The sequence below is a fragment of the Alterinioella sp. genome (genome assembly GCF_058343375.1).
The window spans coordinates 1-26586 of sequence record NZ_JBTUJH010000069.1 but is presented as its reverse complement, the minus strand read 5'-3'; the positions used below and the strand labels follow the sequence as shown (position 1 = coordinate 26586).

At 63.7% G+C, this 26586-nt stretch carries 28 protein-coding genes; 8 read left to right on the top strand and 20 right to left on the bottom strand.

Features of this window, described 5'->3' with window-relative positions:
• Positions 1-9 precede the first annotated feature (9 nt).
• Both ACW8PS_RS10000 and ACW8PS_RS09995 read right to left on the bottom strand, forming a co-directional pair.
• A complete protein-coding gene (locus tag ACW8PS_RS10000; protein ID WP_491527242.1) occupies positions 10-534 on the bottom strand; it encodes a hypothetical protein in 525 nt (174 codons plus the stop codon).
• Positions 531-1286, bottom strand: a complete 756-nt coding sequence (locus ACW8PS_RS09995) for a 16S rRNA (uracil(1498)-N(3))-methyltransferase (RefSeq protein ID WP_491527241.1) — start codon at positions 1284-1286, stop codon at positions 531-533. The genes ACW8PS_RS10000 and ACW8PS_RS09995 overlap by 4 nt, the downstream gene beginning before the upstream one ends.
• A 12-nt stretch (positions 1287-1298) precedes the next feature.
• Between ACW8PS_RS09995 and ubiA the strand changes: the two genes are divergently transcribed.
• Genes ubiA through ACW8PS_RS09980 form a run of 3 tightly spaced genes read left to right on the top strand, consistent with a single transcriptional unit; the run spans position 1299 to position 4580 of the window.
• On the top strand, positions 1299-2258 hold the full coding sequence (ubiA, locus tag ACW8PS_RS09990; protein ID WP_491527240.1) for a 4-hydroxybenzoate octaprenyltransferase: 960 nt from the start codon (positions 1299-1301) through the stop codon (positions 2256-2258).
• A 52-nt stretch (positions 2259-2310) separates the two neighbouring features.
• Positions 2311-4257, top strand: a complete 1947-nt coding sequence (locus ACW8PS_RS09985) for an OmpA family protein (protein WP_491527239.1) — start codon at positions 2311-2313, stop codon at positions 4255-4257.
• On the top strand, positions 4254-4580 hold the full coding sequence (locus ACW8PS_RS09980; RefSeq protein WP_491527238.1) for a hypothetical protein: 327 nt from the start codon (positions 4254-4256) through the stop codon (positions 4578-4580). Before ACW8PS_RS09985 ends, ACW8PS_RS09980 begins: the two co-directional genes overlap by 4 nt.
• Before the next feature lie 445 nt (positions 4581-5025).
• Here ACW8PS_RS09980 and ACW8PS_RS09975 read toward each other — a convergent pair whose 3' ends face one another.
• From ACW8PS_RS09975 to ACW8PS_RS09945, 7 genes are all read right to left on the bottom strand, one after another.
• Positions 5026-5481, bottom strand: coding sequence for a molybdenum cofactor biosynthesis protein MoaE (locus ACW8PS_RS09975; protein ID WP_491527237.1), 456 nt, complete (start codon positions 5479-5481; stop codon positions 5026-5028).
• Between the two features lies 1 nt (position 5482).
• Positions 5483-5728, bottom strand: coding sequence for a molybdopterin converting factor subunit 1 (moaD, locus tag ACW8PS_RS09970; RefSeq protein ID WP_491527309.1), 246 nt, complete (start codon positions 5726-5728; stop codon positions 5483-5485).
• Positions 5724-6395 (bottom strand): CDP-diacylglycerol--glycerol-3-phosphate 3-phosphatidyltransferase, encoded by a 672-nt coding sequence (gene pgsA / locus ACW8PS_RS09965; RefSeq protein ID WP_491527236.1) that lies wholly within the window; start codon positions 6393-6395, stop codon positions 5724-5726. The genes moaD and pgsA overlap by 5 nt, the downstream gene beginning before the upstream one ends.
• 119 nt (positions 6396-6514) lie before the next feature.
• Entirely contained in the window at positions 6515-8383 is a 1869-nt protein-coding gene (gene uvrC, locus ACW8PS_RS09960; RefSeq protein WP_491527235.1) for an excinuclease ABC subunit UvrC, read from the bottom strand.
• A gap of 330 nt (positions 8384-8713) precedes the next feature.
• Positions 8714-9685, bottom strand: coding sequence for a calcium/sodium antiporter (locus tag ACW8PS_RS09955; protein ID WP_491527308.1), 972 nt, complete (start codon positions 9683-9685; stop codon positions 8714-8716).
• Positions 9686-9691: 6 nt separating this feature from the next.
• Positions 9692-9874: a hypothetical protein gene (locus ACW8PS_RS09950; RefSeq protein ID WP_491527234.1), complete on the bottom strand. Its 183-nt coding sequence runs from the start codon at positions 9872-9874 to the stop codon at positions 9692-9694.
• A gap of 4 nt (positions 9875-9878) precedes the next feature.
• Entirely contained in the window at positions 9879-10676 is a 798-nt protein-coding gene (locus ACW8PS_RS09945; RefSeq protein WP_491527233.1) for a S49 family peptidase, read from the bottom strand.
• Between the two features lie 122 nt (positions 10677-10798).
• Here ACW8PS_RS09945 and modA point away from each other — a divergent pair, with 122 nt between their 5' ends.
• Genes modA through modC form a run of 3 tightly spaced genes read left to right on the top strand, consistent with a single transcriptional unit; the run spans position 10799 to position 13301 of the window.
• Positions 10799-11554 carry a molybdate ABC transporter substrate-binding protein gene (modA, locus tag ACW8PS_RS09940; RefSeq protein WP_491527232.1) on the top strand — a complete coding sequence of 252 codons (756 nt, stop codon included), beginning with the start codon at positions 10799-10801 and terminating at the stop codon, positions 11552-11554.
• Positions 11551-12243, top strand: a complete 693-nt coding sequence (gene modB / locus ACW8PS_RS09935) for a molybdate ABC transporter permease subunit (protein WP_491527231.1) — start codon at positions 11551-11553, stop codon at positions 12241-12243. Before modA ends, modB begins: the two co-directional genes overlap by 4 nt.
• Positions 12240-13301 carry a molybdenum ABC transporter ATP-binding protein gene (modC, locus tag ACW8PS_RS09930; protein WP_491527230.1) on the top strand — a complete coding sequence of 354 codons (1062 nt, stop codon included), beginning with the start codon at positions 12240-12242 and terminating at the stop codon, positions 13299-13301. Before modB ends, modC begins: the two co-directional genes overlap by 4 nt.
• Before the next feature lie 7 nt (positions 13302-13308).
• On the opposite strand, the gene ACW8PS_RS09925 is transcribed toward modC, so the two are convergent.
• The 3 genes from ACW8PS_RS09925 to ACW8PS_RS09915 are packed head-to-tail and all read right to left on the bottom strand — an operon-like array spanning position 13309 to position 16329.
• The gene (locus tag ACW8PS_RS09925; protein WP_491527229.1) at positions 13309-14112 is read right to left on the bottom strand and encodes a 3-hydroxybutyrate dehydrogenase; all 804 of its coding nucleotides are present in this window, start codon (positions 14110-14112) and stop codon (positions 13309-13311) included.
• A complete protein-coding gene (locus ACW8PS_RS09920; RefSeq protein ID WP_491527228.1) occupies positions 14109-15599 on the bottom strand; it encodes a class I adenylate-forming enzyme family protein in 1491 nt (496 codons plus the stop codon). The genes ACW8PS_RS09925 and ACW8PS_RS09920 overlap by 4 nt, the downstream gene beginning before the upstream one ends.
• Positions 15600-15651: 52 nt before the next feature.
• Positions 15652-16329 carry a class I SAM-dependent methyltransferase gene (locus ACW8PS_RS09915; protein ID WP_491527227.1) on the bottom strand — a complete coding sequence of 226 codons (678 nt, stop codon included), beginning with the start codon at positions 16327-16329 and terminating at the stop codon, positions 15652-15654.
• Between the two features lie 44 nt (positions 16330-16373).
• Between ACW8PS_RS09915 and ACW8PS_RS09910 the strand changes: the two genes are divergently transcribed.
• Positions 16374-17384 carry a GNAT family N-acetyltransferase gene (locus ACW8PS_RS09910; RefSeq protein WP_491527225.1) on the top strand — a complete coding sequence of 337 codons (1011 nt, stop codon included), beginning with the start codon at positions 16374-16376 and terminating at the stop codon, positions 17382-17384.
• Complete coding sequence (locus ACW8PS_RS09905) at positions 17381-18478, top strand: hypothetical protein (protein WP_491527224.1); 1098 nt, start codon at positions 17381-17383, stop codon at positions 18476-18478. The genes ACW8PS_RS09910 and ACW8PS_RS09905 overlap by 4 nt, the downstream gene beginning before the upstream one ends.
• Here ACW8PS_RS09905 and ACW8PS_RS09900 read toward each other — a convergent pair.
• The 8 genes from ACW8PS_RS09900 to ACW8PS_RS09865 all read right to left on the bottom strand — a co-directional run bounded on the left by ACW8PS_RS09900 (position 18455) and on the right by ACW8PS_RS09865 (position 26585).
• A complete protein-coding gene (locus ACW8PS_RS09900) occupies positions 18455-20494 on the bottom strand; it encodes an oxidoreductase (protein ID WP_491527223.1) in 2040 nt (679 codons plus the stop codon). The genes ACW8PS_RS09905 and ACW8PS_RS09900 overlap by 24 nt on opposite strands.
• A gap of 43 nt (positions 20495-20537) precedes the next feature.
• On the bottom strand, positions 20538-20693 hold the full coding sequence (locus tag ACW8PS_RS09895; protein ID WP_491527222.1) for a hypothetical protein: 156 nt from the start codon (positions 20691-20693) through the stop codon (positions 20538-20540).
• A 302-nt stretch (positions 20694-20995) separates the two neighbouring features.
• Entirely contained in the window at positions 20996-22198 is a 1203-nt protein-coding gene (gene argE, locus ACW8PS_RS09890; protein WP_491527221.1) for an acetylornithine deacetylase, read from the bottom strand.
• Entirely contained in the window at positions 22195-23124 is a 930-nt protein-coding gene (locus ACW8PS_RS09885) for a LysR family transcriptional regulator (RefSeq protein ID WP_491527220.1), read from the bottom strand. Before ACW8PS_RS09885 ends, argE begins: the two co-directional genes overlap by 4 nt.
• A 92-nt stretch (positions 23125-23216) precedes the next feature.
• Complete coding sequence (locus ACW8PS_RS09880) at positions 23217-24323, bottom strand: aromatic ring-hydroxylating oxygenase subunit alpha (protein ID WP_491527219.1); 1107 nt, start codon at positions 24321-24323, stop codon at positions 23217-23219.
• On the bottom strand, positions 24316-24990 hold the full coding sequence (locus ACW8PS_RS09875; RefSeq protein WP_491527218.1) for a DUF1028 domain-containing protein: 675 nt from the start codon (positions 24988-24990) through the stop codon (positions 24316-24318). Before ACW8PS_RS09875 ends, ACW8PS_RS09880 begins: the two co-directional genes overlap by 8 nt.
• Positions 24987-25400 (bottom strand): RidA family protein, encoded by a 414-nt coding sequence (locus tag ACW8PS_RS09870; protein ID WP_491527217.1) that lies wholly within the window; start codon positions 25398-25400, stop codon positions 24987-24989. Before ACW8PS_RS09870 ends, ACW8PS_RS09875 begins: the two co-directional genes overlap by 4 nt.
• A 45-nt stretch (positions 25401-25445) precedes the next feature.
• Positions 25446-26585 (bottom strand): aromatic ring-hydroxylating oxygenase subunit alpha, encoded by a 1140-nt coding sequence (locus ACW8PS_RS09865; protein WP_491527216.1) that lies wholly within the window; start codon positions 26583-26585, stop codon positions 25446-25448.
• Position 26586: the final 1 nt, after the last annotated feature.

Genomic DNA, 26586 nt, shown 5'->3' with positions numbered 1-26586 from the left:
GCCAGACAGTCAAGTCAAGGCCGGGCGATCTTGGGTTGACCAAAGCGTGACCGTGCCCGGCCGGGCCGCATTCAGGTTGCGCAGCAGAAACTCCATGTTCAGGCCGGGCAAGGTGGTGAAGGCGTCAAACAGAACATCGGCCCCGACCGCATTGGCCGGGATCACCAGAACACCGTCGGGATGCGCCAGCACCCAGAAAACCCCGCCATCATCGCCCCGGCGCAAGGCCAGCCGGGTCAGATCCTGCACCGCCAGCGTGCCGCCATAATAGGGCCCGAGATAGGCAATGCGGCCTTCATCCAGCGTCACCACGCCCGGCCCCTCACCGGCACCCTTGCGCGCAAACCGGATGCGCCTGAGCGCCAGAAACAGAAGGATGCCGCCAAAACCCGCCAGCGCATAGCCGAACCCGGAAACGACAGGACCGGGGCGCAGCGCGATCCAAAGCCCCAAAGCGCCGACCGCCACCGCAATCAGCGCCTCGCGCCAGCGCCGGATGACCGCCATGGCCTCGGGGCGGAAGAACCCGCTCACCAGTCGCCCTGCGTGATCTGAAACAGGGTCAGCGCGGCAATTGCGGCGGTGTCGGGGCGCAGGATGCGGGGGCCCAGCGCGATGGCAACGGCCTGCGGCATGGCCCGCAACCGGGTGCGTTCCGCATCAGAAAACCCACCCTCCGGGCCGATCAGAATGGCCGCTTTTCGATCCGTGCTGCCCCCTTCGCCGCGCCCATCAGCACATAGCGACGCAAGCGGCGAGGGCCCGCCCGCCAATTCCTCATCGCAGAAAATCAGGGCGCGATTCTCGGGCCAGCCCGCCAGCAGCCTGTCCAGCTTTTGCAGCTCCTCAACCGGCGGCACATAGACCCCGCCGCATTGTTCTGCCGCCGCCACCGCATGGGCCTGCAACCGATCCTGCCTGATGTGGTCCGCATTGGTGAAATCGGTTTGCACCGGCAGCACCCGCGCCACCCCCATTTCGGCGGCCTTCTCCACGATGAATTCGGTGCGGGCCTTCTTGATCGGCGCGAAGATCAGCCACAGATCCGGCGGCATCGCCTGCGGCGCGCTTTGGTCGTGGCATTCCAGAACGCCGCCACGTTTTCCGGCCGCGACGATCTCGGCCTGCCATTCACCATCCGACCCGTTAAACAGCGCCACGCGCCCGCCGACGCCCTGCCGCATCACGGCAAAAAGATAATGCGCCTGACCCCGCGACAGAGGAACCCTTTGCGCCACCCCAAGCGGATGCTCTACGTAGAGTCGGGTTTTGGCTTTCGGTGACATGAGGCGGACCATATGACCGGGATTGATGAAATGCCAGAGGGCCAGGTGGCGGATGCCGCGCATGGCAATTGGGTGGACCAATACGCGCCCCGATGGTCGCGCCCCTATCTGCGCCTGTCGCGGGCCGACCGGCCGATCGGCAGCTGGCTGCTGACCCTGCCCTGCTGGTGGGGCGTGTTGCTGGCGGCCGCCGCGGGCAGCCTGCGCTGGTTCGATCTGTGGATCATCGCGGGCAGTGGTCTGGGCGCGGTTCTGATGCGCGGCGCGGGCTGCACCTGGAATGACATCACCGACCGCAAGATCGACGCCGCCGTGGCGCGCACAAGGTCGCGGCCGATTCCGTCGGGGCAGGTCAGCGTGGCACAGGCGCTGATCTGGCTGATCGTGCAATGCCTTGCGGCGCTGGCCATCCTGCTGACTTTCAACACCGCCGCCATCGCATTGGGCATCGCCGCGCTGATCCCGGTGGTTATCTACCCGTTCGCCAAGCGCTTTACCTGGTGGCCGCAGGTCTTTCTTGGCATCGCCTTTAACTGGGGCGCGCTGCTGGCCTGGGTGGCGCATACCGGCAGCCTCAGCCTGGCCCCGGTCCTGCTCTATCTGTCGGGCATTGCCTGGACGCTGTTTTACGACACGATCTATGCCCATCAGGATACCGAGGATGACGCCCTGATCGGCGTGAAATCCACCGCGCGGCTGTTTGGCGATAACAGCAAGGCCTGGCTGCGCGGCTTTCTGATTGCAAGCGTCCTGCTGATGGCCGGGGCCGTCATTACCGCATTGCCCGCCACCGCCGGCGTCCTTGCCATGGTGATCTCCATCGCCGGGGCCTGGGGCTTTGGCTGGCACATGGTCTGGCAACTTGGCCAGCTAGACACCGCCAATCCGGAAAACTGCTTGCGGCTTTTTCGCGCCAATCGCGACGCCGGGCTGATTGTTGCGCTGTTTTTCGCCCTCGCGGCGATGGTGTGATTGAACGTCGCGCGCCAAGCAGTTATCTGCCTGTGGCAACATGAAGTGAGGCATGGTCGAACGGATGCGTATCAGAACTACTCTCGCAGCCTTTGGGGCGTTCGTATTGGCGGCCCTCCTGAGCCTGGGTGTCGCCGTAATCGCCGCCGATAATATCGAACGCCAATCGGTCACGGATATGTCTTTTGCGATGCGCGAAGAGGGCCTGGATTGGGTCGGCGTCACAGCCGATGGCCTGCAGGTTTTTCTAAGCGGCGAAGCCCCGGACGAGGCGACCCGTTTCCGCGCCATGCGTCGCGCCGGTGCCGTGATCGACAGCGACCGCGTGGTTGACGAGATGTCGGTGCTGGACCCCGAAGGCATCATCGCGCCGGTGTTTTCGATCGAGATGCTGCGCAACGGCGACGGTGTGTCGCTGATCGGCCTGATACCGGGCGCGGAAGGATCCGACCAGCTGACCGATGGCATCTCGGAGATTACCGCCGGGCTGGATGTCGCCAATATGGTCGAAACTGCCGATTTCCCGGTGCCGCAGGGATGGGACGCCGCCGTGCGGTTCGGCCTGCTGGCGCTGACCGAACTGCCACGCTCCAAAGTCTCGGTCTTTGCCGGGAGGGTCGTGGTCGAGGCGGTCGCGACCACGACCGATGAGCGCACCGAGTGGCGGGCCTTTCTGGAAGATAGCCGACCCGATGACATCGAACTGATGATGGATATCTCGGCCCCGCGCCCGGTGATCACACCCTTTACCCTGCGCTATGTCGTGGCCGATGGCCGGCACCGGTTCGAGGCCTGCTCTGCCGGCACGGTCGAGGACCGCGCCCGCATTCTGGCGGCGGCCCGCACCGCCGGGCTGAGCGATGAGGCGACCTGCGTGATCGGCCTGGGCGTGCCGTCACCGCGATGGGCCGATGCGGTCGAACTGGCGCTGGATGCGATGGGGCGGCTTGACGGCGGCACCCTGACCTTTTCCGATGCCGATGTGACGCTGGTGGCCGCCGAGGGCACATCGGCCTCGCTTTTTGACACGGTGATCGGTGAACTTGACGCCGCCCTGCCCGCGGTTTTTTCGTTGCATGCCGTCCTGCCCGAAGCCGCCGACGCCAACGCGACCTCGGAAGGGCCACCCAGTTTTACCGCGACGCGCAGCCCCGAAGGATACGTGCAGTTGCGCGGCCGCCTGCCCGATGATCGCGTATCGGCCGCCGTGCTGGCCTATGCCAATGCGTTGTTTGGGCGCCAGAACACCTATCTTGCCACCCGCACCGACCCGGACCTGCCCGAAGGCTGGCCGCTGCGGGTGCTGGCCGGGTTGGAGGGGCTGTCATATATCCACCACGGATCACTGATCGTGGAGCCCGACAGCCTGATTCTGCGCGGCAATTCCGGCAGTGAAGACACCACCTCCGAGCTGTCGCGGCTCTTGGCCCGGCAACTGGGCGTGGATGCCAGTTTCGAGATCGACGTGACCTATATGGCCAGCCTCGACCCGGTCACCGGAGAGCTGTCGCCGCAGCAATGCCTGGAGCAGATCAACGCGGTGCAGGAACAGCGCAAGATCACCTTTGATGCGGGCTCGGTCGAGATCAACGCGGCGGCGGGCGAAATTCTTGATGAACTGGCTGAAATCCTGCGCGAATGTCCCAGTGTCGAATTTGAGATCGGCGGCCATACCGACGCACAGGGGCGCGAGGACATGAACCTGAACCTGAGCCAGTCCCGCGCCGATGCGGTGCTGAACGGCCTTTTGGCGCGGCGTGTTCTGACAACGAACCTGACCGCAGAGGGCTATGGCGAGACCCGGCCCATCGCGGATAACGAAACCGAGGCGGGGCGCGAAGCAAACCGGCGCATCGAGTTCATGCTGCTGACCGATGTCCGCCAGCGCGACCTGGTCGAAGCCGCAGCCGAACGCGCCGCCATGCTGGCCAATGCCCGCCGCCCGGCCATGCGTCCCGACGGGCTGGCCCCGGCGCAACAAGAGGAAGACAGCGAATGAACCGGACCGAATTCATCGTGGTGATTGCGATCATCCTCTTTGTGGCCTTTGCGCTTGGCTGGTTCGCCAATTGGCTGGTTCACAAGCTGACCCGGGTCACCGGCGTCGATCTGAACGAGCTGGAGGAGATGGCCAAATCCCTGCATGACGCGGAAGAAACCCGCGATCAGGCGATCACCTATCTGCAACATCGCGAGGCTGAACTGACCAACCAGATCACCCAGACCGAGGCCGAATTGCGCGCCGCGATGGATGGCCTGCGCGAGGCCCGGCGCGAGGCCGAGGAATTGCGCATCTATGTCGAGCAGGCCAATCAGGGATAGGGTTTCGAATTGCTTCGCAATCCGATCCGTGGGGGGCCAGCCCCCCATTGCCCCCCGGGATATTTTCCGCGCAAAGAAGATGTGGTGGCGGGCTGGGTTCCGAAGGGTTTTTGCGTTTTTGTTAAGCCCGGCTTTACCCTGATGCTGTAGATCCGGACGCAGGTGCCTAGAGCGCATCGCGCCAAATCGAAATCACCGGCCGACCCGAACGCATTCGATTGCGCGAACGCTGCCTCGGTCCGGGTGATGAATGCTCGAATCCGATCAGGCGCGACGCGCTATAAATGGAAATCAGGTTTTTGCTTGCTGCTGAAGACAGCCCCCAAAGGGCCAAGGCAGATCGGCCAGACCGCGACGCGTCAGGGGTTTAACGCCCCTGGTGCGGGACAGACCGCTTTTTCGCTTTTGCGGGCCCGCAATTTTCCATGTCGTCGGTATGAGATCGTCAGTCCGGTTCGGACCAGCGGTTGAGGGCGTCTTCATCGGCCTCTCTGGCCTGCACCCAGGCCGCGCCACCGGCGGTGATTTCCTTTTTCCAGAACGGCGCGCGCGATTTCAGGTAGTCCATCAGATACTCTGCCGCCGCAAAGGCATCATTGCGGTGACGTGCCGCCGTCGCCACCATCATGATCGGATCCTCCGGGACAAGCCGGCCATGGCGATGGATGATCAGACAGCCCGCAAGCGACCAGCGGTCTTTAGCCTTTGCCGCGATGTCGGCCAGCGCCTTTTCGGTCATGCCGGGATAGTGCTCGATCTGCATCGCATCCAGATCACCGCAGGCCAGATCGCGCACGATGCCGGTGAAGCTGACCACTGCGCCCGCACCGTTCTGCGCGGCTGCGAAAGCGTTCAGCTCGGCCCCCATATCGAACCGGTTTTCCTGCACCCGGATGGTCATGTCAGCCCCCCGTCATCGGCGGAAAGAACGCCACTTCGCGGGCCCCGGCCAAGGGCGCGTCCATATCGACCAGTTCCTGATCGATCGCGGCGCGGATGGCCTTGGGATCGGAAAAGGCCAGCGCATAGCCGGCGTCGCGCAGGCTGAGCTCGGCCATCAGATCGGCCACCGTCGCGGCCCCGGTTTCGACCTGTTCATGGCCGGTGCCGACGCGTTCCCGCAGCCAGGCGAAATAGCGCACGTCAATCATTCGGATCATCCTTGAGATACGGCATCGCCTTTGACAGGTAATCCGCACCCGTCACCAATGTCAAAGCCGCAGCAAGCCATAACAGGGCCGTGCCGCTGTAATAGGAAATCGCCGCCCCGTTGCTGAGCCAGATCAGGTTGAACTCATCCTCGATCTCGCCCGCGAAGATACCAACGACGATATCGTTATCCATCCCGATGATGGCGACACCGAAATGATGCTCGAATATCCCGTAGGAAAACAGCACCGCGATTGCCACCATCTGCAGCGTGGTTTTCCATTTCGCCAGCCTGGTCACGGTCAGCGTGCCTGCCGTATCGCCAAGAAATTCGCGCAGACCGGACACGAAAACTTCGCGAAACAAGATCGCCGCGACCGGGATGATCAGCCAGGTGTTGAAACCGAAAAGCCCCATCAGCGTGGCCAGCGCGATAACGACCATCGCCTTGTCGGCGATCGGGTCCAGCATCGCGCCAAACCGGCTGTGCTGTTGCCAAAGCCGCGCCAGATAACCATCCAGCCAATCGGTCAGGGCGGCCCCCACAAACAGGGTCAGCGCCACCCAGTCGGAAAACGGCCGCGGCAGAATCAGAAAGATCAACGCCACGCCGGGGGCCGCGATCAGGCGAAACAGGGTCAGTATGTTTGGCAAGGTCAAACGCATCTGAAAACATCTAGCCGGGAATGGCGGGACGCGCCAGACTTTGGGTGTTGATTTCAGTCCGGCCAAGGCCCCGCCCTGCCCGGCGGCGGTATTCAGCCACCGCAGGCCAAACCGCGCGGTCAGCCTTTCTCGTGGAAATAGCCATAGATGGTTTCGGCCAGCGTGCCGGAAATTCCCTCGACCGCCTTCAGATCGGCCAGATCCGCACGCGATACCGCCTTGGCCGAACCGAAATGCGCCAGCAGCGCGCGTTTGCGGGTGGCCCCGACGCCCGGCACATCGTCCAGAGGCGTGGCGCGGAAGGATTTGGCGCGCTTGGCGCGGTGCGTGCCGATGGCAAACCGATGCGCCTCATCGCGCAGGCGTTGCACGAAATAGAGCACCGGGTCGTTGTGTTTCAGCGCAAAGGGCCGCGCCCCGGGGCGGTGAAATTCCTCTTTGCCGGCGTCGCGGTCGATGCCTTTGGCCACGCCGATGAAGGGCACGCCCTCGACCCCCAGATCGGCCATGATCGCGGCCACAGCGCTGACCTGCCCGGCCCCGCCATCAATCAGCAGCAGATCGGGCCAGGTGCCGCTCTGGCGATCCGGGTCTTCTTTCAGCAGGCGTTTGAATCGGCGGCCGAGCACCTCTTTCATCATGCCGAAATCATCGCCCGGAGTCAGATCGTCACCCTTGATGTTGAACTTGCGATACTGGCTTTTCAGAAACCCTTCGGGCCCGGCCACGATCATGCCGCCAACGGCGTTGGTGCCTTGAATATGGCTGTTGTCATAGACCTCGATCCGGGTCGGCGGCCCCTCCAGGCCAAAGGCCTCGGCCAGCCCTTTCAGCAGCTTCCCCTGCGTCGCCGTTTCGCTCATCTTGCGGGCCAGGCTTTCGCGGGCATTGCGCGCGGCCCCGGATACCAGTTCGGCCTTTTCACCGCGCAGGGGCACAAGGATCTCGACCTTGCGGCCCAGCTTGTCGCTCAGCGCCTGCGCCATCAGATCGTCATTTTCAATCGCGTGGGACAAGATCACCTGACGCGGCGGCGGCTTGGTATCGTAGAACTGACCCAGAAACGCCTCCAGCACCTCCGGCTCCTCCGCGCCCGACCCGGTGCGCGGATAGAAATCGCGGTTGCCCCAATTCTGATTGGCGCGGATGAAAAACACCTGCACGCAGGCCTGCCCACCCTCCATATGCAGCGCGATCACATCGGCCTCGGCCACGCCGCGCGGGTTGATGCCCTGCACGCCCTGCACATTGGTCAGCGCCTTGATCCGGTCGCGCAGGGCGGCGGCGCGTTCAAATTCCATCGCATCCGACGCGATCTGCATCTCGGCCGCCAGCCCTTCCTGAATCCTGGCACCATTGCCGGACAGGAACCGTTCGGCATCACGCACCGTCGCCACATAATCTTCGCGGCTGATCAGGCCCACGCAAGGCCCCGAACAGCGCTTGATCTGATACAGCAGGCAGGGCCGGGTGCGGCTGTCGAATGTGGCATCGGAACAGTTGCGCAGCAAAAACACCCTTTGCAACTGGTTCAGCGTGCGGTTGACCGCGTCGGCGCTGGCGAAGGGGCCGAAATAGGTGCCCTTTTCCTTGCGCGCGCCGCGATGTTTCTTGATCTGCGGATAATCATGCGCCCGGCTGACCAGGATATTGGGAAAGCTTTTATCGTCGCGCAACAGCACGTTATAGCGCGGTTTCAACTGCTTGATCAGGTTCTGTTCCAGCAGCAGCGCCTCGGTTTCGGTGCGCGTGGTCAGAAACATCATCTCGGTGGTCTCAGCGATCATGCGGGCGATGCGCGCCGAATGGCCGGTGGCTTTGGCGTAGTTCGACACGCGCTTTTTCAAGGCCCGCGCCTTGCCGACATAAAGCACCCGCGCCTCTGCATCCAGCATGCGATACACACCCGGAGAATTATCCAGCAACTTGAGGTATCCGGCGATGACCTCATGACCCTTCGGGGGCGATTTTGTCTCGTTTTCCGCCATTGCGCCCCAGTTGAATCGATTCCCCCCCCCGCTGCAACGCCAAGGGGGGCGGATCAAGGAAAATGATATTAACGATTTCTGTGGATAACCTTTAGGATAAAACCCGCAGAGGCCGGATTCTTCGTTGTATTCGGCTGCTTTCCGCTATTTGCCTCTTTTTTAGGCAGTTTTGCAAGTAACTGAAACCAAAGGATATTTTATTTCTTCTCACCATGCAGGGCGGCGCATTCATGAAACAGTCACACCTGCGTTACAATACGATTACCAGTGGACAAGTGCGCGGCGGGGGCAAGGAAAGGCCGCTGGCATACCTATTTGGCGACATCGCGATCAGTGCAGAACGCCCACGATATAGATGACGTAAAGCCCCGTCAGGCCGATGCCCACGGCGCGGCCAAATATCCAACGCCTATAGACAAACGGGATCAGCAGAAGCGACGCGGCCAGCATCACCCAGAGATCGAATTTCAGGATGCCGGGATCGACCGGAATCGGCCCCACCATCGAGGCGACGCCGATGATGGCCAGCAGGTTGAAGATGTTCGATCCGATGACATTTCCAAGCGCCACTTCGGCATGGCGCCTGAGCGCGGCCATCACGGTGGTGGCCAGTTCCGGCAAGGATGTTCCGGCCGCCACCAGGGTCAGCCCGATGGCGGTCTCGCTGACACCGTAGCTGCGCGCGATGATGACCGAGCTTTCGACCAGAAGATCCGCGCCAAGCGGCAGCCCGACCAGGCCAAGCGCCAGATAAAGCCCGATCTTCCACCAGGGCATGTCGGGATCTGCGCCCTCGACATCCGCCAGGCCCGCTTCTGCCGCCGCATCCGCCGCAAAACGGGCCCCGTTTCGTTTGTGGTTGCGGGCCGACATGAAAGCCTCGCCCAGCATCAGGCCCAGACCCGTCAACAGGATCAGACCGTGCCACCAGGTAATTGGCCCCAAAAAGGCCAGCACGATGAACAGCAGCGTCGAGGCGATCATGATCTGGAAATTGCGCCGCGTGTTGCATTCGCTGGTATCGAGCCCCGCAATCAGCGCCGGAACCCCAAGCACCAGCAGGATGTTGGCCGTGTTCGACCCCACCACATTGCCCAGCGCCAACCCCGGCACGCCATCCAATATGGCCTTGATGGCAATCAGCAGCTCGGGTGCCGAGGTGCCAAAGGCCACGATGGTCAGGCTGACGATCAGCGCCGGAATGCCCAGACGCAGGCTGAGATTGACCGCGCCGCGCACCAGCGTGTCACCCGCAAGCAACAGGATCACAAGGCCAAGGCCCACCAGCAGAAACTCGGTGATCAGCACCTAGCCACGCCCTTCGTTACAGCGACGGCAGCGGCCGCCGGTCAGGTTCACCCGGCCGCAACTGGCGCAGGTCGAGGGCTTTGGCAGGCCCCGCCGCCGCGCACCACCGGGCCAGCGCAACCGCCCGAACATGGCCAGAACTGCCATGCCGATAAGGAAGAATGTGGCGATTTTGACCAGCATGATTTTATAGTCCGAACTGCGCCCAAAGCGCTCTGTCTTCGATCTGGCCGATGGCATCGCCAAGTATCTGCGCGCCGAACCGCGACAACAACCCCTTGCGCGGTCCATAGACGGCAAACCGGGTCTTGTCGCCGAAGATTTCTTTCATCTTGGGTTGCACATGCGCGATGCCATCCGCCAGCCCGACATCAACCGCGCCCTGACCGACCCAGATTTCCCCGGTAAACAGGTCCTGATCGGCCAGCCGCCCGCCGCGCCGTGCGGTCACATGGGCGATGAAACTGTCATGGATCTGCGCCTGCAGCGCCTGCAGGCGGATCACGTCGTCTTTGCGTTCCGGGCGGAACGGGTCGAGCATGGATTTATCCTTGCCGGCCGTGTACACTCGCCGGTCGATGCCGTGATGGGCCATCAGCTTGTCAAAGCCGAAACTGGCCGAAATCACCCCGATCGAGCCGGTGATGGAACTTGCATCCAGCCAGATATGATCGGCAGCGGCAGCCAGCCAATAGCCGCCCGAGGCCGCGACATCCTCGACAAAGGCATGCACCGGGATCTCATGTTCATCGGCCAGCCGTCGGATGCGCGCCGCAATCAGCGACGATTGCACCGGCGAGCCGCCCGGCGAATTGATCACCAGCGCCACCGCTTTCGGCTTGCCCTTGCGAAATGCCTTTTCGATCACCGGGGCCAGGGCGGCGTCATTCAGGGCGCTGGGTTTGTTGCCCGCGGCGATCACGCCGGACAGGCGGATGACGGCGACACGGGGGGGCGATGCCATGAAGGGGATGAAACGTCTCATGATTTTCGATGTAGAGTGCCGGGCGGGGGCGAACAAGGCGGCACCCAAGGAAAACGGCACTTGTGGCCCGGTTGCACGCGGCGGGCTTGCGCGCGCCGCCCGCCTCATGGAATGTGCGGGCCATGGACCTGACCCGCCGCATTGCCCTTGGCCTTCTGGCCGCACCGTTTCTCGCCCGCCCTGGCGCGGCGTCGGCGGACGGTATCCTTGTCTTTGCGGCGGCCAGCCTGCGCCAGGGGCTGGATGCGGCGCTGGCGGCCTGGCCGGGCGCGCCGGTGACCGTGTCCTATGCCGGCACCGCGACGCTGGCCCGCCAGATCGAGGCCGGTGCCCCGGCGGATCTTTTCTTTGCCGCCAATGCGGACTGGGCCGCCTATCTGGGCGCGCGCGGGTTCTTTGCCGCGCCGCCGGTGCCGATCCTGGGCAACACTCTGGTGCTGGCAGGCCGGGCCCGGGAGATCACACCGCGCGCCATCGCGGATGCGCTGGCCGCCCTGGCCGCAGATGCCCGCATCGCCACCGGCTTTACCGAGGCCGTGCCGGTCGGCATCTACGCAAGGCAAACATTGCAGGCTTTGGGCCTGTGGCAAGCCTTCGCGCCGCGTCTGGTGCAGGTTGAGAACACCCGCATCGCGGCCGCGCTGACCACACGCGGCGAGGTGGCGCGCGCCCTGATCTATGCCAGCGATGTGGCCGCAGACCGCGCCTTGGCCGTCGAGGCCACCGTGCCGCCACGTTTGCATGATGCCATCATCTACCCGCTGGCCGTCATCGCCGCCGGGCCACATCCCGACGGCGCCGCCCTGGCCGAATTTCTGGCAAGCCCCGCCGCCCTGGCACGGTTCCGCGTGCATGGCTTTACCGGGGCGGGCGCATGATTTTCGGGTTGGGAGAGGCCGAATGGGGCGCGGTGGCGCTGTCGCTCAAGGTCTCGCTCTGGGCCACCTTGGTCAGTCTGCCGGTGGCGATCCTGACCGCCTACGCGCTGGCGCGCGGGCGCTTCATCGGGCATCAGACGCTGAATATTGCCGTGCATCTGCCGCTGTTGATGCCGCCCGTGGTCACCGGCTATCTGCTGTTGATCCTGTTCGGCACGCAGGGGCCGTTGGGGCGTTTCTTTGCCATCTTCGGGGTCGAGTTCGCCTTTCGCTGGACCGGCGCGGCGCTGGCTGGTGCCATCATGGGCTTTCCCCTGATGGTGCGCGCCATCAGGCTGGCGCTGGAGGCCGTGGACCCGAAACTGGAACAGGCCGCCGCCACGCTTGGGGCCGGCCGGGCGCGGGTGTTCCTGACCATCACCTTGCCGCTTATCGCGCCGGGCATCGCCGCCGGGGCGATATTGGGCTTTGCCAAGGCGATGGGCGAATTTGGTGCGACAATCACCTTTGTCTCAAACATTCCGGGCCAGACCCAGACCGTGCCCACCGCCATCTACACTTTCCTGCAAGTGCCGGGCCAGGAAGGCGCGGCACTGCGGCTGATCATCGTGTCGGTGCTGCTATCGGCAGGCGCGTTGATCGCCTCCGAAATCCTGGCCGCGCGAATGCGGCGGAGGATCGGGCGATGAGCGTCGAGATTTCCATCACGCATGGTTTTGACGGGCTGACACTGAATGTCGAGGCCCGGCTGGAGGGCGGTCTGACCGCCATTTTCGGGCCGTCCGGGGCCGGCAAGACCACGGTTCTGAATATCGTTGCCGGGCTGATCCGGCCGGACCGGGCGCGCGTCGTGGTCAAGGGCCGCGTGCTGGTCGATACCACCACCGGCACGTTTCTGCCGCCCGCCAAACGCAAGGTCGCCATGGTGTTTCAGGAGGCGCGGCTGTTTCCCCATCTCAGCGTCGAACGGAACCTGACCTACGGGGCCGCATCGCGCGACGGGCTGGCCGAAATGGTCGATCTTCTGGGTCTGGGGGCGCTGATGGCGCGTGCGCCCGGCACGCTCTCGGGTGGTGAGGCGCAGCGGGTGGCGCTTGGCCGGGCGCTTTTATCCGACCCGGATCTGCTGTTGATGGATGAACCGCTTTCGGCGCTGGACCGATCCCGCAAAGCGGAACTGCTGCCCTATTTCGAGCGACTGCGCGACCAGCATCGCCTGCCCATTCTTTATGTCAGCCATGATCTGGATGAGGTCGCGCGGCTGGCCGATCAGGTGATCCTGCTCGACAAGGGCCGCGTGGCCACTATCGGGCCGGTGGCGCAGGTTTTCGCCGGCGAAGGCCTGGCCCCCGAGATCAGCCGTGATATGGCGGCGGCTGTGCTGGAGGTGGATGTCGCGGGCTTTGACGCCGCCGACGGGCTGACCGAGCTGCGCCTGGGCGACACCGCGCTGTGGCTGCCGGGCAATGCCGGGGCAGTGGGCGCGCGGCTGCGTCTCAGGATCGACGCGCGCGACATCATGCTGTCCGAGACCGCGCCGCAGGGCATCAGCGCGCTGAACGTGCTGCCGGTCACGGTGGTGACAGTGCGCGAAGGCCCGTCATCGGGGGCGCTGGTGGGCCTCGATCATCACGGCCATCGGTTGATGGCCCGGATCACCAAACGCTCGCTGCGCAGGCTTGCCATCACACCGGGCAAACGCATGTTCGCGGTGCTGAAAACCATGGCCGTGGCGGCGCATCGCTGAAGATCTCTTACTGCGCGGTCCAGCCACCATCGACCGGAATCGCGGTGCCGGTCAGATTATGGGCAATGGGATCGCAGAGCCAGAGCGCCAGCGCAGCAATCTCGGCCGGGTCCGATATGCGTTGCGAGGGCTGCTTTTCCGCCAGCAGATCGGCAATGCCCTTGTCGCGGTCACCGTCAAAGGCTTCGGCGCGGGCCTCGATCTGCGGTGCGATCAGCGCGGTTTCGGTCCAGCCCGGGCAGATGCAATTGACCGTGACGCCGCCCTTGGCCCGTGACCCCGCCGTGGCATATTCCAGCGCCGCAACCTTGGACAGGCCCACCAGCCCGTGTTTTGCCGCCACATAGGGTGCCTTGTGGATCGAGCCGATCAACCCCTGCACCGAAGCGATATTGATCACCCGGCCATAGCCGCGATCGGCCATGCCGGGCAGCGCCGCCTGCATGGTGTCAAACGCAGCGGACAGGTTCACCGCCAGGATCATGTCCCAGGCCTCGCGGGGCATCTCGGCCAGCGCGCCGGTATGCTGCACGCCGGCATTATTGACCAGAATATCAACCCCGCCCCAGGCCGCCACCGCCGCCATCAGATCGCGGGTCCGATCCGGGTCGCGCAGATCGCCCGCAAAGAATTCCGCCTGCGGGCTGCCGGCCTGGCGCAGGCCCGCGCAAACCTCGTGGATCTGCGCATCGCCGCCAATGCCATGCACCGCAATGCGCGCCCCCGCACCCGCCAGCGCGGTGGCAATTGCCAGCCCAATGCCTTGCAGCGACCCGGTGACAAGGGCGGTTTTTCCGGTCAGATCGGTCATTCCATTTCCTCCAGCATCCGGCGCAGATCAGTTTTCAGAACCTTGCCGTAATTGTTTTTCGGCAATGCGGCGAGATAGTGATACTGCTTTGGCCGCTTGAACCGCGCGATATGATCAAGGCAGAGCCGGTCCAGCGCCGCCGCGCTCGCGCTGCCGACGATAAAACCCACCACCTCCTCGCCCCAATCGGGGTGCGGCGCGCCGATCACGGCGGCCTCGGTGACACCCGGGTGGCTCAGCAGAACCTCCTCAACCTCGCGCGGGTAGATGTTTGAGCCGCCCGAAATGATCATGTCCTTGGACCGGTCGCGCAATGTGACATAGCCATCATCATCGATGAACCCGATATCACCGGTCATCAGCCAGCCGTTTTGCAGGGCCTGCGCCGTCGCTTGCGCGTTCTGCCAATAGCCGGGCATCACGGGGGCACCGCGCACCATGATTTCGCCGCTCTCGCCCGGCGGCAGCGGGTTGCCCCGGTCATCACCGATCCGAACCTCCACCAGTGATTGCGCCCGCCCGACCGAGGCAAGGCGTTCGCGCCAACGCGGATGGCTGCGATCAGCCACATCATGGCGCGACAGGACCGTTATCGCCATCGGGCATTCGCCCTGGCCATAGATCTGCACGAAGATAGCGCCGAAATGATCCACCGCCGCGATGATATCGGCCAGATACATCGGCCCGCCGGCATAGATCACGCTGCGCAGGCCCTGCCCGATCTCGCCACTGGCCTTCGCCACCTCAGTCAGGCGTTTGACCATGGTCGGGGCGGCGAACATGTGGATATTGCCGTGATGGCGGGCCAGGTCCAGGATTTCGGCCGCATCAAAACCGCCCGAGGCCGGAAAGACATGCCGCGCACCGGCGCGCACATGCATCATGTTGTAAAGCCCGGCGCCATGGCTGAGCGGGGCCGCGTAAAGTGCTGCATCCTGGCCGCGCACGAGGTCGACATCGCGCTGATAGGCGTCGCTCATGGCGGTTAGCATGTGATGTGTGATCATCACCCCCTTGGGCCGCCCGGTGGTGCCAGAGGTGTAGAACAGCCAGGCCAGATCCTGCGCGTCGCGCGGGGCGGGGGTGGCAAGGGCGAGGTGATCCAGCGGTAAGGTGTCGATGACCTCCACACCCGGGGCAGCCGCACGCAGACCCGCGGCCAAATCGGGCGTGGCAAAGCAGATCGTGGCCTCGGCATCGGCGATGATCCAGGCCGCCTCACGGCCATGCAGCTTGGCATTGATCGGAACCACCGCAGCACCTGCATACCACGCGCCATATTGCGCAATCAGATAGTCGGGCGTGTTTTTCATGAACAGCGCCACCCGGTCGCCCTGGGCGATGCCCCGCGCCAGCAGCGCGGCGGCAACCTGCGCCGATTTACGATGAAAGCCGCCATAATCTTCGGCAAGATCATGGCCCAGATAGAGAGCGGGCCGCGTCGGGTCAGCCTGCGCCATGCTGTGAAGCCAGAGGGAGATATTCATCGACCGGACCGCCCGCTATGTTCCGCATACCATAGCAGGCATAATCGCCGCGTCAGCCCGGCTTGCGCGCATCGATATTCCAGTGCGCCATCACCTCATAGGGTTTTTGCGACTGGATGATGGTCTCGCTATGGCTCAGGCTGACAATCTCGAACGGCGCGAACCCTGCTTCGATATCGGTTTTCGACCACAGCGCCATCTGGCCAACCCCGGCATAGGGGCCTGCCTCGTTGATCTGCATGCCGCCGGGGATTTGCGGGCCGCGCGCGGTGGCGCGATCCGAATAGATCTCGGAATGGATCATCCCGCCGGGTTTCAGCACGCGGGCGGCCTCGATCAGCGCCTGGCGCGCCGCGGCTTTCGGGGCCTGGGTGATGGCGGCGCGTTCCAGAACCATGTCGAAACTGTTGTCGGCGAAGGGCAGATCGGTGAAATCGGCGACCTGAAATGTGCCGTTCAGCCCGTCCTCGGCAAAGCGGTTTTCGGCGAAGGCGATGGCCGGCGCAGAGGCGTCGATGCCGGTCACATCAAACCCTTCGCGGGCGCAGAACCACAGGTTGTTGCCGGCACCGCAGCCGATCTCCAATATCCGCACATCACTGCGCGCCTGGTCGCGGGGGCGGTGGCGGAAAACAAAGGTGACGATCGAGTCAAAGGGATAGCGGTTGAGCTGCTGGCCCGCGTCGTATATCTCGTCCCAGATCGGATCGAAGGTTTTTACGTCGCTCATCTGGCCAATTCCCTTTCGCAAAAGCGGCTTGCAGGTATCTGGAAATGTCCCTCAAAGCAAACGATTTCTATGTGCCGGGCCTGATGGACCTGTCGAAATACCGGTTCCAGCGCGCGCCCGCCGATGATGCCTGGGATGCGTTCGTGGAGCGCTCGGCGCAGGGCACGATTTTCGCCTCATCGGCGTTTTTGAATGCGGTGCCGTTCACGCCGGGGCTGTGGCTATGCCTGAAAAAGGATCAGATCGTCGGCGCTGTCGCGGTGATCGAGGAGGGCGACAATGCCGTGCTGGCCCCGCATGTCATCCATGGCGGCATCATGTTTGCGCCCGCGCCCCCCGAACAAAACCGCGCGCAGGTGATATCGGAACAATTCCGCATCACCTCGGCCATCATCCGGCATCTGGCGGACACCTACCACAATATCGCCTTTGCCAACGCGCCGGGGGTGACCGACCTGCGGCCGGTGCAGTGGCACAATTATGGCGAGGACGGCCCGCATTTCGAGATCGCGCTGCGCTATACCTCGTTCCTGCCGCTGGCCGTTGGCGGGGAAAATCTGGAGACCTGCCCGATCTATCTGGGCTGCAACAAGTCGCGGCGCCAGGAAATCCGCTATGGCACCGAGCACGGAATCACGGTTGCGCGCGGCACCGACACGGCCCCATTTCTGGACCTCTACCAACAAACATTTGAACGCCAGGGGCTGGCAGTGGACGCCGCAGAACAGGCGCTGTTGCAATCGGTGGCCGCTGGCCTTTTGGCGGCTGACCGGCTGGAGATATACGAGGCGCGCGAGGCCGATGGCACCCTTGGCAGCGTGGTGCTGATCGGGCGTGACACCAAGCGCGCCTATTATCTTTACGGGGCCAATAACCCGGCCTTGCGCAGCGGGCATTGCGGCACCATGGCGCTCTATCATGCCTTCACCGATCTGGCGGCGCGGGGCGTGGCGGAGGTCGATCTTGAGGGTGTGAATTCGCCCAAACGCGGCTATTTCAAGCTCAGCTTTGGCGGTGACGTGCGGCCCTACACGCGTGTGAGCCTGACCCGATGAAAACGCTTGGCGTGTTCCTCAATGGCGTGGCGGAATTCGAGACGCTGTTTCATATCCTCACCCGGTTGCATTCCCGTGACAGGATAAAGCTGAAAATCTACATGCCGGGCGGGTTGCCGCGCCGGGTGCCGCGCGTGGCCCGCGCCATAGCCGAGGCCGGTCTGCCGGTCGAGACCCGCCCCAATTTCGCGCTGAAACGGGCGCATGGGCGATGGTTCAGGGGCATGGACGCAGTGCTGGACCTGTCCGATCCCGATTATGACGCAACCGCCTACGCGGCCCGCACCAACGCGCTGCGCGATCTCGGCGTGCCGCTGATCTTTGTCCAGCATGGCGGCAATCAGGGGTTCCTGACCTGCCTGATGACGCGGGTTTTCAACTATTACGCCGGGCTGATGCTGCTGTTCAATCCGGTCCCCGAACGGTTCCGCGAAAATTTCCCGCCAAGCGCCTGGGAGGCGATGCGCGTTGTCGGGTTTCTGAAAAAGAACGTCTATGATGCCCCCGCGCCGCCGCCGGATTTGCAGGCCCGGCTGGCGGCTGCCGCGCAGGTCGTGCTGATCTGCCATTCGTTTCGCTGGCAGGGGCGGTTTTCCGATCATCTGGTCGATGATTTCTATGCCATGGTGGCGGATTTCTGCGCCGCCCATCCCGACAGGTTGGTCATCGTCCGATCCCATCGCGGCAAGATCCGGGGCGTGAACCGTGACAATGACCGGCGCCTGGCCGGCATCGCCAATCTGGTCTTTTCCTATTCGCATTCCGGCCCGATGAAGGGCTGGCCGATCAATCAGGTGCTGGCGATCAGTGATATCTGTGTCACCCACAGCTCCACCGTGGTGCTGGATGCGGTCTATGCCGACACCCCCGTCGCCTTGCTGCCCGAAGATGACCCGGAGAGGTATTTCTACACCGGCGTGCCGGTTGTCGGCGATCTGGAGGCGCTGGAGCGGTTCTGCGCAGATCCCGGCATCAGCGCCCCCGCACAGGCCGCGATCCGGGCCGAATATGGCGATCTCGACAGCAATATCGACCACGCCTGCGACCAGATCGAGACCTTCATGGCGGCCCTACCAGCCAAGCCCCAGCCGTAGCGCATCATAAATCGCGGCATGGGTGTTGCGCGACGAAACCGCATCACCGATCCGATAAAGTGCAAATTCCCCATCCGGGTTGCGATCCGGAAACAGCCCGCCCGCGCCCTGCAACAGCGCGCCCTGATCAACCTGCCCCAGATTCCGCGAGAGCGGCTTGAGCTCGAAATAAAGCTCATCCAGCGGCAGCGTGCCCTGATTGACGATCACCTGATCATAGTCCCGCATATCCTCATGATCGGAATAATCGGTGCCGATGCGGGCGCTGAGCAGATTTCCGGCCCGGCTCAGCCCCTTCAGGGTGCGGGTGACGGTGAACAGGGTATCGCGGGCCTGCAGGCTGCGCATATAGGGCACCAGATTCATGCCCATGACCTCGGGTGCGAAACTGCGGTCGCGGGTCATGATCTCGACCCGGCCACCGGCGGCGGCGATGATCTCGGCGGCCTGCAGCGCGACATGATCGCCGGCATCATCATAGATCAGCACATTCTCGCCCGCGCGCGCATCGCCCGACAGGATATCCCAGCCGGTGATGGCCAGATCATTGCCATGTTCCAACACGGTGACCTGCGGCAGGCCGCCGGTGGCGATCACCACCATATCGGGGGCCAGCGCGATGACATCTTCGGCCTCGGCATATGTATTGAACCGGAACGCCACATCGCGGGCGGCGCATTGCGCCATGCGCCAGTCGATGATGCCGATCATCTCGGCCCGGCGCGGCGATTGCACGGTCAGCCGGATCTGCCCGCCGGGATCGCCTGCCGCCTCGAACACCGTCACGTCATGGCCGCGTTCAGCCGCCACCCGCGCCGCCTCCAGCCCGCCCGGGCCGGCCCCGACAATAACCGCCCTTTTGCGGGTTTCAGCCGCCGCGATGACATGCGGAACGGACAGCTCGCGCCCGGTGGCGGGGTTGTGGATGCACAGCGCCTCGCCGCCCTGATAGATCCGGTCCAGGCAATAGGTCGCCCCAACGCAGGGCCGGATATCCGCCTCGCGCCCTTCGACAATCTTTTTCACGATATGCGGATCGGCCATATGGGCGCGGGTCATGCCGACCATATCCAGCAGGCCCGAGGCCACCGCATGGCGCGCCGTCGCCACATCGGGGATTCGCGCGGCGTGAAAGGTGGGCATGCCGGTTTCGGCCCGCACCCGGCCCGCGAAATCCAGATGCGGGGCCGCGGCCATGCCCTGCACCGGGATCATATCGGTCATCGCGGCATCGGTGTGGATCCGGCAACGGTTGACGTTGAGAAAATCGACCAGGCCCGAAGCCTTGAACCGTTTGCCGATCTCGATGCCCTCGACCGGGTCAATGCCACCTTTCTGCATTTCATCGGCCCCATAGCGGACGCCCAGAATGAACCGGTCGCCAACCCGGTCGCGGATGGCCCCGAGAACCGCCATCGAAAACCGCAGGCGATTGTCCAGATCGCCGCCCCAGGGCGGGGCCATGGCATTGGTCAGGGGCGACATGAACTGATCGCCCAGATGACCATGCAGGATGACCTCCACCCCATCGAGCCCCGCCGCCTTCATGCGCTCGGCGGCATCGGCGAAATCTCCGATGATCCGGGCTATGTCCCAATCCTCGATCATTTTGGGAGCCGCCCGATGCGCCGGTTCGCGGTCATGCGTCGGGGCCAGCGAGGGCAGCCAGTCGCCCTTGTTCCACCCCGTGCGGCGGCCCAGATGGGTCAGCTGGATCATCACCGCGCAGCCATGGTCGTGGCATTCATCGGCAAGCCTGGCCATCCAGTCGACGACCTCATCCTTATAGGCCAGGATATTGTTGAAAGCTGGCGGGCTGTCGCGGGAAACGGTCGCCGAACCGGCCGTCAGCGCCAGGGCCACCCCGGCGCGGGCGCGTTCCACGTGATAGGCGCGGTAGCGGTCCTTGGGCATGCCATCTTCGGGATAGGCCGGTTCATGCGCCGTGGTCATGATCCGGTTCTTCAGGGTCAGATGCTTCAACTGATAGGGCTGCAAAAGCGGGTCGCGGCGCATGCTTTTTCCTTTTCTGCCTGCGAGGCCGGCGCGGCAAACGCGGTCAGCGCCGAAATGTCACCCGGATCGGGCCGCCGCCCGATGAACCCGTGCAGATAGTCCGGGTCCGGGCCAGATGGTCCGATAACGGCTCGGACAGTTCCAGCGAATAATGCCCGATCTGCATATGATACAGGATACAGTCCCGTGAAACGGCCATGGGCGACCGGCCCGCAGACCAGATGGGGCCTTGTCCAGGAGGGTCGCAAAGGCTGCGCTGGTCTCAACAATGGCAAAACTGCGATGCCACTTCCTGCGGCGCGACCGAGGGGCCGAGCACGGATGCCCCCTTACCGCCGCCGCCAATCACCACGACCCGGTCATATCAATTCATCTGGACCCCTCCCCTCATGTATTGATTCTGTCGGGCATGAGACATGAATGCCCCGCTAAGGCATTTCTGGGAATAGCCGCGACAGGATGCATCGCCTGGCGCGTTGAAATCCTTGATTTCAGGCAGCGTCAGGTGATTGAGGGTTTTTCTGACGTGCCACAACCCCTGCCCAAATCTTGAACGATACGGGCCATCATCCGGTCGCAGGCGGCGATCTGGTCGAGGGTGATATATTCATCGGGTTTGTGGCCCTGCCCGGCCATCGACCCCGGCCCGCAGATCACGGTGGGGATGCCAAGCCCGGCAAACACGCCCGCCTCGGTTCCGAAGGCCATCTTGGTGGTGCGGTTGGTTTCGGCCAGCGCCAATGCCGCCGCAATCACCGGCGCGTCCGGCGCGATATCGAGGCCGGGATAGGCGTTGATCTGATCGATCTCGATGGCCGCGCCGTCCCAGAGCTGGCGATAGCGGCCCGTGACGACATCAGCGGCGGCGTCGATGCGCGCCTGCATATCTGCGGGCCGATCCCCCGCAAGATGGCGATATTCAAAGCTCAGATCGGCCCGGTCGGGCACGATATTGAGCGCCGTGCCGCCAGAAAGCGTGCCGATATGAACGGTGCTGTAGGGAATGTCATAGGCCGGATCACGGGCCCCGCCCTGGCGCAAATCATCCTGCACGCCGCGCAGCGCGGTCACGAAATCCGCCGCCAGATGCAGCGCGTTGACAAAATCAGGGGCCAGCGAGGAATGCCCGGCCTGGCCCCGGCAAATGGCCGTAAATGCGGCCTTGCCCTTATGGCCGATGGCCACCTGCATTTCGGTCGGTTCGCCCACAAAGGCGACGCGCGGAGTGCCCAATAGCGGGGCCAGCCGGTCGATCATCTGCTGAATGCCGACGCAGCCGATCTCTTCATCATAGGAAAAGACCAGCTTCAGCGGTTCGGCCAACGGGCTGCGCGCGGCCATATCGGCGGCCGAAAGCATACAGGCCAGATAGCCCTTCATATCGGTGGTGCCCCGGCCATATAACCGGTCGCCCGCCCGCGTCAGGGCGAAGGGCGCGCGGGTCCAGTCCTGCCCGTCAACCGGGACCACATCGGTATGGCCCGACAGCAAGATCCCCGGCCCCGGCGGCCCGATCTCAGCATATAGCCCCGCCTTGTCGCCATGCTCGATCCGGGTGATGCGGGCCCCAAGATCGCGCAGACTGGTCTCGATATAGGCGATGATACCGGCATTCGGGCGGGCGCTGACGGAGTTGAGCCCGACCAGATGTTCCAGCATGTCCAGCGTCCGGGTCATGTCGGGTGTGATCGCGGTTTCGCTCATTGGGCATCCTCCGGCCCCGGCAGGCTGCCGGTCTCTTTCAACCCTTTGCAATAGTCCACAAAGACGCGCACCACATTGGCGCGATCGGCATCCGACGACATCTGCAATCCCATATGTATCGGGCGCATATCGCCGGTGATCGGAATGAATTTCAGCGCTTTGCCATCGGGTGACTGCGCAATCAGGGGCCGCATATTGGCAATCGAATAGCCAAAGCCATTGGCCACAAGGCTGCGCATCACCGCCATGTCGCGGGTGCGTTCGGCGATGATCGGCCTGGCTCCGATCCGGTGGAAGAAGGACAGGAAATAGTCTGAACTGAACGGCAGGTCGAGCAGCACCATCGGATGATCCACCAAAGCCTCGACCGTCACGGCGGGCAGATCCGCCAGTGGGTGGCTTTCGGCGACAATCACATAGGGCGGCAATTCGGTGATCGGCACGAACCGCAGATCACGCGGCAGATCCAGATCATAGGTCAGCGCCACGTCAACCTCGGCCCGTCTGAGATAGCTGAAGATCTCGGCCTGGTTCAGCTCATGCTGGCGCACGCGCACATCGGGAAATGCGGTCTCGAACCCGCGTCTGAGCCCCGGCAGCACAACCTGCGCAAAACTGAGCAGGCAGCCAATCGCCAGCGGCCCGCGCACCGTGCCCGCGATATTGCCGGCAAGATCGGTCAGCGCGTCGGCCTCTCGCAACACCACGCGGGCCTGTTCCATCATCTGACGCCCCGCCAGGGTCAGCGACAGGCCCTGCGCATGTTGGCGCACGAAAAGCGGCAGGCCGAATTCCTGTTCCAACTGGGTGATCGCCGCCGAAATCGAGGGCGACGACACATTCACCATATCCGCCGCCCGCGAAATGCTGCCCGCCTGACCGACGGCCACGAAATATTCCAACTGTCTGAAACTGTATCGCAGCATGTCAGCGGCGCGGCCTTTCGCCTTGGGGTGCAGTCGCCGAAGCCTACCCCATTCGGGCCGCGGCGAAAGCGATATTCGCGCCACTGCCCCCGTCAGCCTGCCGCGTCCATCCGCGCCTGCCATTTCAGGAAATCATGCACCGTGCCCTCGTAATCGGGGCCTGCCAGCGGGCCGCCGGTGGCGTGGCGCGAGGAGAGCGCGACCTGCATCTCCTCCAGCTTTTCGCGGTCCTCGCGGTTCACATCCTGCCACAGACGGATGCGGTCATTGACCGTCGCGGCGTCCAGATCATCGCCATGAACCGACATCGTCCAGCGTATTTCGGTGGCATCCACCGCGACCGGGTGCAACGACAGCGACACCAAAAGCGAGGCCGCCTGGCTGACCACCTGGCAGGGAAACACCGCATAGAGCGTCGAGCGCTGTTGCGCCGCCGGGTCCAACCCCGGCGCGCCAGAGCCGCGCAACGGAATACCTTGCGGGTAATTGGCGAAATAGCTGGTGAACCCGGGGCCAGACACGGCCTTTTTGCTCAGGCCCGTGGGCGTGTAGCCATGCAACGTTTGTGGGTGGACCACCGACAGGTGATAGCCTTCCATGAAGTTCTCGATCAGGCACTTCCAGTTCGTGCGCCAGACCTCCTGGGCGGCATGGACGATGCGGAATTCTTCTGGCCGGTAGGGACCGATCAGCGCGCCAAGCCCGGCCAGTTCGGCGTCCAGATCGACCGGGCTGTCGCTGAGGCTGGCATAGATGAACCCGAACCGTTCGGCGCAGGCAAACCCCGGCAGGGCGCAGGTTTTAGGGTCGAAATCGGCATTCACCATGCGCGCGGCGCGCAACAATGTGCCGTCAGTGCCATAGGTCCAGGCGTGATAGGGGCAGACAAAGCGTTTGGTATTGCCCTGGCCTTTTGCCACCGGCATCCCGCGATGCCGACAGACATTCGACAAAACCCGAACCTGACCATCATGACGGGTGACGATCAGCGGCTCATCCAGCAGGTTTGTGGCGAAGAAATCGCCATCCTGCGGCAGCTCATCGGCGCGGCCAAGACAATGCCAGCCCGCCCGCAGAAATGTGGCCCGTTCATGCGCGAAAAGACCGGCATCGGTGTAGAATCGCCCGCCCATTGCCCAAGGCGCATCATCGGGCCGGCTGGCCAGCACCTGAAGCCGTTCGCGCAGGTCGTCATTCATCGCCGGGAACCCCATAAGATGGCGCTTCGCGCGGGTCCAGCGCGCGTTGCACATAGGCCTCAAGCTGCGGTTTGTAGATATTCCAGGCCATGGCGATGGCCTCAACCGGGCAGCCTTCGGTCCAGTCGCAGCGCAGATCGGCCACCGGCCAGGGCACCTTGTCGACGATCATCATGCCCGCCGAATGCACCGGCCCGGCCTCACCGCCTGCCGCAAGCCCGGCGCGAAGGGCACCAATCAGCCGGTCGCCAAGATGCCCGCTGGCAGATTGAAACCCCGCGACAATCGCCCCGGGCACATCGCCATTGGCCAGCAGATTACCACCCGAGGCCACATCGACCCCTTCGGCCTGGGTCCAGATACCCAGTGAATTGGGCCCGGAGTGAATTGCCGTTCGCCCCTGCACATCGACCGCCAACACCTGCCGGTAGTCGATAAAGCGCCCTTTCTCCTGCATACCCGCAATGGCCTCGGGGGCACCAAGCCCTCCCGCCATCAGGTTCAGCACCAGCGGCCCCAAGCTCGGGTCGGTCACGTTTTGCGAAGCCACCGCCCCCACCCCCGCCCTTGCATAGGAACAGCGGGCCGCCACAGCCGGAGAGGAAGACGATATCGCCACCCCGAACATGCCGGTCTCAGCACAACGCGCGACAAGCGAAAAGGTCATGGAATCACCGCCGTGGCATCAATTTCAACCAGCCATTCGGGCCGGGCCAGCGCCTGCACCACCAAGCCGGTCGAAACCGGATGCACGCCTTTGATATATTCGCCCATGGTGCGGTAAACGGCTTCGCGGTGGCGGATATCGGTGATGTAGACCACCAGTTTGACCAGATGCTGCATGCTCCCGCCCGCCTCTTCGATCAACTGGCCGATATTCTGCATCACCTTATGGGTCTGCTCAATCGGGTCATGGCTGTCGATACTGGCGGCGTCCTCCAGGTTTTGCGGACATTGACCGCGCATCCAGACGATCCGGCCGCCCGTGGTCACCACCGCCTGGGCCAGGTCATTGTCCAAGGCCTGTTCGGGATAGGTATCCTTGGTGTTGAACGGGCGGATGCGGGTATGGGCCATTGCGGTCTCCGTCGGGTCAGGGGTCTATTTGGGGGCAGGGCGCGATCACGCGGGCACCGCGTCTATCCGCGCCATCAGATACTGCGCGAAATCGTAATTGGGGCGTTCCAGATGGCTGAGATGGCCGGGTGTCGAGACCTCGGACAAGAGGCCCTGATAGACCTTTTCGGTGCAGCCGCGATCCTCGACATTCACATCATCGAGCAGCGCCTTGAGCGCTTTGAAATGATCCGCCACATCGGCGTCACCGGCATAATCATCCGACATGCCGCCGCCAAACCGGATATGGACCTGGCCGGGGCCTTTCGGATGCAGGCTGAGATACCAGAAATAGCCCGGCGTCAGCGTGATCAACAGCGAAGGATACAGCGCCAGCAGAAAGGTGGTGCGCCGTTCCTCGCCCTGCAACCGGTCATTGCTGGCATGTGCCATGGCGATGCCAAGCGTCTCATCCTTCAGGATGGTGTGGAAATTGAAGGCCGGGCGGCCGGGCGGGCAGATCATCTCTTCCAGCTTGCTGAGCCCGCCAATGGTGCCGGCATGGCAGACCGGCAGGTGATAGCTTTCCATGAAATTTTCGGCCAGAACCTTCCAGTTGGTGTCCCAGACATGTTCCTCATAGAAGGTTTCGGTATAGTTGGTCATGTCATAGCCCGCGGTCATCTCTGCGACTTCGGCCAGCTTTTCGGCCACCGGCGGCTCATCCGGGTTGAGCGTGACAAAGACCCAGCCCAGCCATTCCTCACAGCGGATTTGCGGCAGGGTGTAATCGGTTTTGCAGAAGCCCTTGTTCAGCGTCATCGCGGGCGCGCCGCGCAGCGAGCCGTCCAGATTGTAGATCCAGGCGTGATAGGGGCAGACAATGGACCGCGCGTTGCCACGCCCCTGCAACAGTGTCGACATCCGGTGCAGGCAGACATTGCTGAGCGCGCGCAGCGCGCCATCACGGTCACGCAGCACCATGATGGGCTGGCCCGCCAGATCGCAGGTGGCGTAATCGCCGGGATTGGCAAGCGCGCTGGCGCGACCGATGCAATACCAATCCTTGCGGAAGATCCGGTCCAGCTCGGCGCGTGCGAACGCATCGGACGTATAGACCTCGGGCGGCATGGCGCGGGCGCGTTCAAACGGCCGGGCGGTGCTTTCGCGCAACGCCGCGACCGGGTCGATATGGTCTTTTGCCATG